7 protein-coding genes are annotated in these 7,363 nt (G+C 74.3%); 5 read left to right on the top strand and 2 right to left on the bottom strand.

Features of this window, described 5'->3' with window-relative positions; all coding sequences use genetic code 11:
• Window positions 1-564: winged helix-turn-helix transcriptional regulator (locus tag ACFV0G_RS29690; protein WP_380554733.1), on the bottom strand; the 564-nt coding region annotated here is incomplete at its 3' end.
• An 89-nt stretch (window positions 565-653) separates the two neighbouring features.
• Between ACFV0G_RS29690 and ACFV0G_RS29685 the strand changes: the two genes are divergently transcribed.
• The 4 genes from ACFV0G_RS29685 (at window position 654) to ACFV0G_RS29670 (ending at window position 4,476) form a co-directional block, all read left to right on the top strand.
• The gene (locus tag ACFV0G_RS29685; RefSeq protein WP_380554731.1) at window positions 654-1,946 is read left to right on the top strand and encodes an MFS transporter; all 1,293 of its coding nucleotides are present in this window, start codon (window positions 654-656) and stop codon (window positions 1,944-1,946) included.
• A 115-nt stretch (window positions 1,947-2,061) separates the two neighbouring features.
• On the top strand, window positions 2,062-2,973 hold the full coding sequence (locus ACFV0G_RS29680) for an RNA polymerase sigma-70 factor (RefSeq protein WP_380554729.1): 912 nt from the start codon (window positions 2,062-2,064) through the stop codon (window positions 2,971-2,973).
• Between the two features lie 136 nt (window positions 2,974-3,109).
• On the top strand, window positions 3,110-3,886 hold the full coding sequence (locus tag ACFV0G_RS29675; protein WP_380554727.1) for an SDR family oxidoreductase: 777 nt from the start codon (window positions 3,110-3,112) through the stop codon (window positions 3,884-3,886).
• A 53-nt stretch (window positions 3,887-3,939) separates the two neighbouring features.
• Window positions 3,940-4,476: a GNAT family N-acetyltransferase gene (locus ACFV0G_RS29670; protein WP_380554726.1), complete on the top strand. Its 537-nt coding sequence runs from the start codon at window positions 3,940-3,942 to the stop codon at window positions 4,474-4,476.
• Window positions 4,477-4,537: 61 nt separating this feature from the next.
• Here the strand turns inward: ACFV0G_RS29670 and ACFV0G_RS29665 are convergent, their stop codons facing one another.
• Window positions 4,538-5,302, bottom strand: a complete 765-nt coding sequence (locus ACFV0G_RS29665) for an alpha/beta hydrolase (RefSeq protein WP_380554725.1) — start codon at window positions 5,300-5,302, stop codon at window positions 4,538-4,540.
• A gap of 228 nt (window positions 5,303-5,530) precedes the next feature.
• Between ACFV0G_RS29665 and ACFV0G_RS29660 the strand changes: the two genes are divergently transcribed.
• Window positions 5,531-7,063 (top strand): NAD(P)/FAD-dependent oxidoreductase, encoded by a 1,533-nt coding sequence (locus ACFV0G_RS29660; protein WP_380554724.1) that lies wholly within the window; start codon window positions 5,531-5,533, stop codon window positions 7,061-7,063.
• The last annotated feature ends 300 nt before the right edge of the window (window positions 7,064-7,363 follow it).

Raw genomic sequence — 7,363 nt, 5'->3', positions numbered from 1 at the left:
GCCCGGCGATGGCCGCCGGGCGCGGCGACCTGCTCGGCGAACTCGGCGGCGGCGCGGTCGGGGGGGCCCGCGCGGGGGGGACGGGCGCGGGCGGGCGGGGGCCCAGCCCCGGGCGGGGGCGCCCGGGCCGCCCCGGCCGCCGGCCGCAGCGGCGAGTTCCAGCTCGGGCAGTCGGCGGCCGGTCAGGGCCAGCACCCGGCGGGTCTCGGCGGAGTCGGCGGCACTCGTACCGGAGAGCACCCCGTCGCCGAGGACGTACCGCCCGCCCCAGTCCTGCAGGGCGACCAGGACGGGGAGCAGGCCGCGGCCGGTGTCCGTCAGGTGGTACTCGTAGCGCGGCGGGTGCGGATGGTAGAGCCGCTTCTCCAGCACCCCGTCGGCGACCAGCGCCTTGAGACGTTCGGTGAGGGTCTTCCGGCTGATCTCCAACCCGGTGCGCAGCGCGTCGAACTGGTGCGTGCCGCCGGCGATGTCCCTGATCAGCAGCAGGGTCCACACGTCGCCGACCACCGCCAGCGCCTGGGAGATCGCGCAGTCCGGGTCCGCCGCTTCACTGTGCCGCATGATCACCGATTATAGTGAGTTCCCTAAAGAGACTCACTCCCCGTCGCGCGGACCCGCCGGCGGGGCGGTCGGAGCGAAGAGGGGTGGACGTGACGACGGAGACGGTGTCCTCGGCAGGACGCGGGGCGGAGCACGGGGCAGGGCACAGGAGCGGCCGCGAGGGCGGGCGCGGCAGCAGCGCCGGGGTGTTCTGGCGGTACTGGACGGCCTCGACGGTCAGCCGGCTCGGCGACGAGGTGACCGGGGTGGCGCTGCCGCTGATCGCCGTGGTCGCCCTGCACGCGACGGCCTTCCAGGTCGGTCTGATCGCGGCCGCCGGCTACCTGGCCTGGCTGCTGATCGGGCTGCCGGCCGGCGTCCTGGTCCACCGGCTGCCGCTGCGCGGCACGCAGGTGGCGATGGATCTGATCCGAGCGGCCGCGGTCGCCTCCGTTCCGGTGGCGGCCGCCCTGGGCGTGCTCGGGCTGCCGCACCTGGTGGTGGTGGCGCTGGTGGTCGGCCTGGCGAGCGTGGTCTTCGACGTGGGCAATGCCACCTTCCTGCCCTCGATCGTCGCCAAGGAGGAGCTGACCGCACGCAACAGCCTGACCTCCGGCAGCGCCGCCGTCACCCAGCTGGCCGGACCGTCGCTCGGCGGCGTGCTGGTCCAGCTCCTCGGCGGCGCCGCATCGATGCTGGTCGACGCGGTCAGCTACCTGGTCTCCGCCGCGCTGATGCGCAGCCTGCCCCGCACCCGGCAGCCGGTCGGGGCGCGGACAGCCGGGGACGGCGTGCGGGCACAGATCCGCGAGGGCTGGCGCTACGTCACCCGGCACCCGGTGATCGGGCCGTGCACCGCCGACGCCACCGCGGTGAACTTCGTCTGCGGCGCACTGATGACCCTCACCCCGCTCTTCCTGGTCAGGACCCTCGGCGCGCCGGCGGCCGTGGTGGGCGTACTGATGGCCACCGGCGGGCTGGGGAGCCTGCTCGGCGCCGCGGCCACGCCCCGCCTGGTGGCCGGGGTCGGCGGCGGCGCCGCACTGCGGGGCGCGGCCGCCATCGCCGCCGCCTTCGCCTTCCTGCTCCCGGCTGCCGGCCCGGGCTGGGGCACCCTGCTCTTCGCCGTCGGCAACGCCGGCTTCGCCGCGGGCGTCGTCGTCACCAGCATCGTGACCCGCACCCACCGGCAGACCCACACCTCGCCGGAGCTGCTCCCCCGGGTGATGGCCACGGTCCGGTTCGTCTCCTGGGGCGCCATCCCGGTCGGCGCGCTCGCCGCCGGCGCGGCCTCCACCGCCTGGGGTACCCGAACCGCCCTGCTGCTGACGGCGGTGGCCGCCCTCGCAAGCCCCGCGATCCTCCTGGCGAGCCCCGTCCGGCGTATGCGCGAACTCGCCTGACCCCGGGCACGGTGGAGCCGGGCGGGCCGGGACCACGCGCCCGGCCGGCGTGTTTCCGCGCACCGGGCGATGTACCGGAGGACGGCTCTCTCGGCGTCTCTGGCAGGCTGGGCGGGTGACGCAAGGGAACGTCGAGGAGTTCATCGCCCACCGCGCCAGGATGTTCGGCCTGGCCTACCGGCTGCTCGGTTCCGCCGCGGAGGCGGAGGACGTGGTGCAGGACGCGTATCTGCGCTGGAGCGCGGCCGACCGGGCGCAGATCGGCCATCCGGGGGCCTGGCTCGCCCGGGTCGTCACCAACCTCTGCATCAACCGGCTCACTTCGGCGCGGGTGCAGCGCGAGCGGTACGTCGGGCCGTGGCTGCCGGAGCCGGTGTTCACGCAGGACGGCTCGCTCGGGCCCATGGAGTCGGCCGAGCAGCGCGACGCCGTGTCGACGGCCTGGCTGGTGCTGCTGGAACGGCTCACCCCGACCGAGCGCGCGGTCTACGTCCTGCGCGAGGCGTTCGGCTACGGACACCGGGACGTCGCCGGGGTGCTGGACCTCACCGAGGCCAACTGCCGCCAGCTGTACCGCCGGGCGGTTCGGCGGGTGGCGGAGCCCGGGCCCCGCTTCGCACCGGCGGTCGAACGGCAGCGCCAACTCGTCGAGTCCTTCGTCACCGCAGCGCGCGAGGGCGATCTCGCGGGGCTGGAGAGGCTGCTCGCCGAGGACGTCCTCTGGTGGAGCGACGGCGGCGGCAAGGTCTCCGCGGCCCTGCGCCCCATCGTCGGCCGGGAGAAGGTGCTGCGCTTCCTGGCCGGCATCGGGCCGCGGTTCGCGGACGGCTGGGAGTTCACCACGGCCGAGGTCAACGGGCTGCCCGCACTGGTCGCGTACGGCGTGGAACGGCTCACCGTCACCTCCTTCGAGCTGCGGGACGGCGTCGTCACGCAGGCCCACGTCGTCCTCAACCCGGACAAACTCGGCTTCGCCGCTCGACAGTTCAGCGCCATGGCGGCCGGGTCGCGGCCCGCCGCGACGTGACGGCACAGCGCGGCACGGCGCGACGAGTGAGCCAGGTCACGGCGGAAGCTGTCACATCGTCGGGTGCTCGCCGGTTCTCAGCGGACGACGGACGCTCCACCGGGGAGCGCCCGCCCTCCGGAGGGACGGAACTGCGATGACCACGATTCTGGTGACCGGCGGCACCGGCACGCTCGGCCGGCTCGTCACCGAGCGGCTGCGCTCGGACGGGCACGACGTACGCGTGCTGAGCCGTTCCGCCCGCCCGTACGCCGTGGACCTGCGCACGGGCAACGGGCTGGCCGAGGCCGTCAACGGCGTGGACACCGTCGTGCACTGCGCGTCCTCGACGCGCGGCGGCGACGAGGAGGCGGCCCGGCGGATGATCGGGACGGCCCGCCGGGCAGGCGTGCGGCACCTGGTGTACATCTCGATCGTCGGTGTCGACCGGGTGCCGCTCGGCTACTACCGGACCAAACTCGCCGTCGAGAAGCTGGTCGAGGAGTCGGGACTCGGCTGGACGGTGCTGCGCACCACGCAGTTCCACGACCTGGTGCTGCAGTTCCTGCAGACCTCGGCGAAGCTGCCCGTCCTGCTGCTCCCGGCAGGCGTCGCCGACCAGCCGATCGACGCGGCGGAGGTCGCCGACCGGCTGGCCGAGCTCGCCACCGCGGCCCCCTCCGGCACGGGCCTGCCCACGGCCGGGGGCTGGGGAAGGGTGCCGGACATGGGTGGCCCGGAGGTCCGCACGCTGCAGGACCTCGCCCGGGCCTATCTGGGCGCGAGCGGACGGCGAAGCCCCGTGCTGGGCGTCCGCCTGCCGGGCCGGACCTACCGCGCCTTCCGGGCGGGTGGGCATCTGACGCCCGAACGGGCCGTCGGCCAGGGCACGTTCGAGCAGTTCCTGGCCGCACGCCTGCCCGGGCGCGGCTGACGCCCGGGACCGCGTACCGGGGTGCCCTGCACGGCACCCGACCGTCAACACCCATGGATCGAAAGGACCGCACCACCGTGATCACCACAGAGCGCCTCCGGCTGCGCCCGCTGACCGAGGACGACGCCGACTGGTGGGTCCGCCTCCACGCCGACACCGAGGTCAACCGGTTCGTCGGCGGCTACACCCGGGACCAGGCCACCGTGCGTCTGCGGGCCGTCGAGCAGCAGTGGACGGAACGCGGTCACGGGCTGTGCGCCGTCGAACTGCGCAGCACCGGCGACACGATCGGACGCTGCGGCCTGAACTGGTGGGAGCAGTTCGGCGAGACGGAGATCGGCTGGACCTTCGCCCGCGAGCACTGGGGACGGGGCTACGCCACAGAGGCGGCCCGGGCCGTTCTCGCCTGGGGTTTCGGCCCGTTGGGGCTCCGGCAGATCACCGCCATGATCCACCACGGCAACACCGCCTCGTCCGGCGTCGCCCGGCGACTCGGGTTCACACCCCTGCGCGAGGACACGGTCCTGGAACGCCCCTGCACCGTCTACGCCTTGGCCCGTGGCGACGCCTCCCCGCCGGCCGGGGACTGACCGGGGTCGCAGCGGTGGTCGCGGCGCCCGACCGGCAGGCCGGGCGCCGCCACCGCTCACCTCAGCCCTGCGCGGTGTGCGCCCGGCCGAAGTGCCGGGCGAAGAACCGGACCGCACTGTCGGCCTCGAACCTGGGCAGTTCCTTGTGCCTGCCCGCGTTGGCGTGCAGCGTCTTCTCCTTCGAGGCGAACGCGTCGAACAGCGCGAGGCCCTCCTCGCGCGAGATGTGCTCGTCGTCCCACTGCATGTCGAACTCGATCGGGACGGTGATCTGCTTCGCCTGCTCGGCCAGGACGTCGGGCCAGTGCTGGCCGAAGACCGCGGCCGAGATCCTGGGCTCGACCGCAACGAACGGCACACCGATCGCGGTGCCCATGTTGATGCCGTAGTAGCCGACCGGCCCGTCGGTGCCGATCTCCGGGAGCTCCTGGAGGGCGTCCAGGGTCGCCTGCCACTCGGGCACGGCGAGCTCCGCAAGGTACGCGTTGTAGCGCACCACGACCGGCCCCTCCGGCTCGCCCGCGGCCCTGGCCCGGAACAGCTCGGCGATCTCCAGCTCGTCGTGCTCGGTGCGCGGCCGGTCGCCGTGGCCGGGCGCGTCGATGACGGCGACGTGGAAGCCGCAGCCGGCCACCAGGAGGCGGGCGCGGCCGGCCATCGCAGGATGCTTCTTGTGGTTGCCGCCGCCGTGGCCCATCAGGATCAGCGGGGCACGGTCGGCGCCGGAGAGCGGCGACCAGAGGACTCCGGGGACGTCGCCCACGGTGAAATCACGCTCGAGCATGCCGTTCGACGACGACTCGGCGGTGAACTTGAGAGAGTGCACGGCTGTGGCCTTTCGGGAGTGCCTTGGTTTCGAGGCGCTCCCGGCGGCGGCTACGTCTGTCGCCCGACCGTGACGGAGAGGGGGAGCACCCACATCGATACGGCGTTCATGGGTCTCACCTCCTCGGGCGGTGTCTCGGTCGGCCACAACGTACCAGCCCGGTGATCGCCCTCCAAGCCGTTTACCCGCCGGATCGCGTCCGCCGGACTGAGACCGGGACGGGGAACGATGACCGTACGTCACCTGATGGGCCGTCCGATCGCCCGTGCGGTCGGCCACCGGCAAGGGAACGGCAAGCGGACGTCAATCGGCGCCGGGCAGGCTGGTCGTTCCGAGGACAAGGGGGACGCCATGCGGGACGCGGGCGGGACGGGGCGGGACCATGCGGTCGTCGCCGGGGCGGGGATCGGCGGGCTGCTGGCCGCGCGGGTGCTGAGCGAGAGCTTCGCCCGGGTCACCGTGGTCGACCGGGACGCCCTGCCGGACGGGGGCGGCCCGCGGCGCGGGGTGCCGCAGAGCCTGCACGCGCATGGCATGCTGTCGAAGGGCTTCGAGGTCCTGCAGGACCTCTTCCCCGGGCTGCGCGCCGACCTGGTGGCCCGGGGCGCACTGGTCCGGGACGTCCAGGCGGACGTGAACTGGTTCAACGACGGGCGGCTGCTGCACCGGGCGCCGTCGGGGATCCCCTGCCTGATGGTCGGCCGGCCCGAACTGGAGCGGTACCTGCGGACCCGGGTGGCTGCCCTGCCGGGCGTCGAGATCCAGCAGCGGACGGAGGTCGTCGAGCCGGTGGCCGACCCGACCGGCCGGCGGGTGACCGGCGTGCGGCTGCTGCGGGTCAACGCGGAGCCGGAGGTGATCACGGCCGACCTGGTGGTGGACGCCACCGGCCGCAGCAACCGCGGTGCGACCTGGCTGCGGACGCTCGGCTACGAGCCCGCGCCCGAGGAGCGGGTGGATTCGGGCCTGGTGTACGTGTCCCGGGAGTACCGCCGCCGTCCGGGCGACCTGGACGCGGACGCGATCGTCATCGGTGCCTCGGCCACCGCGCCGCGCGGAGGCGTGGCGCTCAGCGGCGAGGACGACCGCTGGCTGGTCACGCTGTTCGGCATGAACGGCGACCTCCCGCCGGTCGACCACGCGGGCTACCACCGCTTCGCGCAGCGGCTCCCCGTACCGGACCTGCACCGGCTGCTGGAGCGGCTGGAGCCGCTGACCGAACCGCGGCTGATGCGCACCCCGGTGTCGATCCGCCGCCGGTACGAACGGCTCGACCGCTTCCCGGCCGGCTACCTGGTGCTCGGCGACGCACTGTGCCAGTTCAACCCGACCTACGGGCAGGGAATGACGGTGGCGGCGTGCGAGGCCGCCGCGCTGCGCCGATGCCTGGCGGAGCGGTCGGACGACACGCTTGCGGCGCGGTTCTTCCGCCGCGCGGCCACCATCACGGACGTGGCGTGGGACATGTCCGTCGGCGGCGACCTGCGGTTCCCGTTCGTCCGGGGCCGCCGCACTCCGCGGGTGCGGCTGCTCAACCGGTACGTCGCCCGGATCCACCGCGCCGCCCAGAGCGATCCCGAGGTCGGCCGGACCTTCCTGGCCGTGGCCAACCTCCAGGAGCCGCCGCAGCGCCTGATGGCACCGGCCGTCCTGTCCCGCGTGCTGCGGCCCCGCCCCGCGCCGGCCCCCGGGACCCCCGCACGGCCGGCACCGCCAGTGGCGGCACCCGCCGCGGAGCATCCGGAGCGGACGGCCTCCTGAGCGCCCGTCGAGCCGGCCGCTCGGTCTGCACGCCACATCAGCGAAGGCCCGTACCGGACCCGCCACCCCGGCAGGTCCGGTACGGCCGCCCTCCGCCGGCCATCCGGCCGCCGGCGGCGGACCGCCGGTGTGCCGTTGTGCCATTCGTCGTCACCGGCGGCTTCGCTCCGGCCGCTCCCCCCACGGAGCAGCCGGGCCGCACCGGCAACCCTAATCCGTAGTGAAGGCGGCTCCAGAGCGTCTCGGTCGGGGCTTCGGGGGCTGCCTGATCTGACGGACACCTTCCTTACTCCTGGCCCG

The sequence above is a fragment of the Kitasatospora sp. NPDC059571 genome (assembly GCF_042735675.1).
GTDB lineage: Bacteria > Actinomycetota > Actinomycetes > Streptomycetales > Streptomycetaceae > Kitasatospora.
Note: the sequence above shows the minus strand (reverse complement) of the source record. Positions and strands in the feature narration are given on the sequence as shown.

Bases quoted from the DNA above. Each gene is read 5' to 3' on its own strand.
- ACFV0G_RS29675 (WP_380554727.1), top strand. From the start codon at position 3,110: ATGACCACGATTCTGGTGACCGGCGGCACCGGCACGCTCGGCCGGCTC.
- ACFV0G_RS29670 (WP_380554726.1), top strand. From the start codon at position 3,940: ATGGATCGAAAGGACCGCACCACCGTGATCACCACAGAGCGCCTCCGG.
- ACFV0G_RS29660 (WP_380554724.1), top strand. From the start codon at position 5,531: ATGACCGTACGTCACCTGATGGGCCGTCCGATCGCCCGTGCGGTCGGC.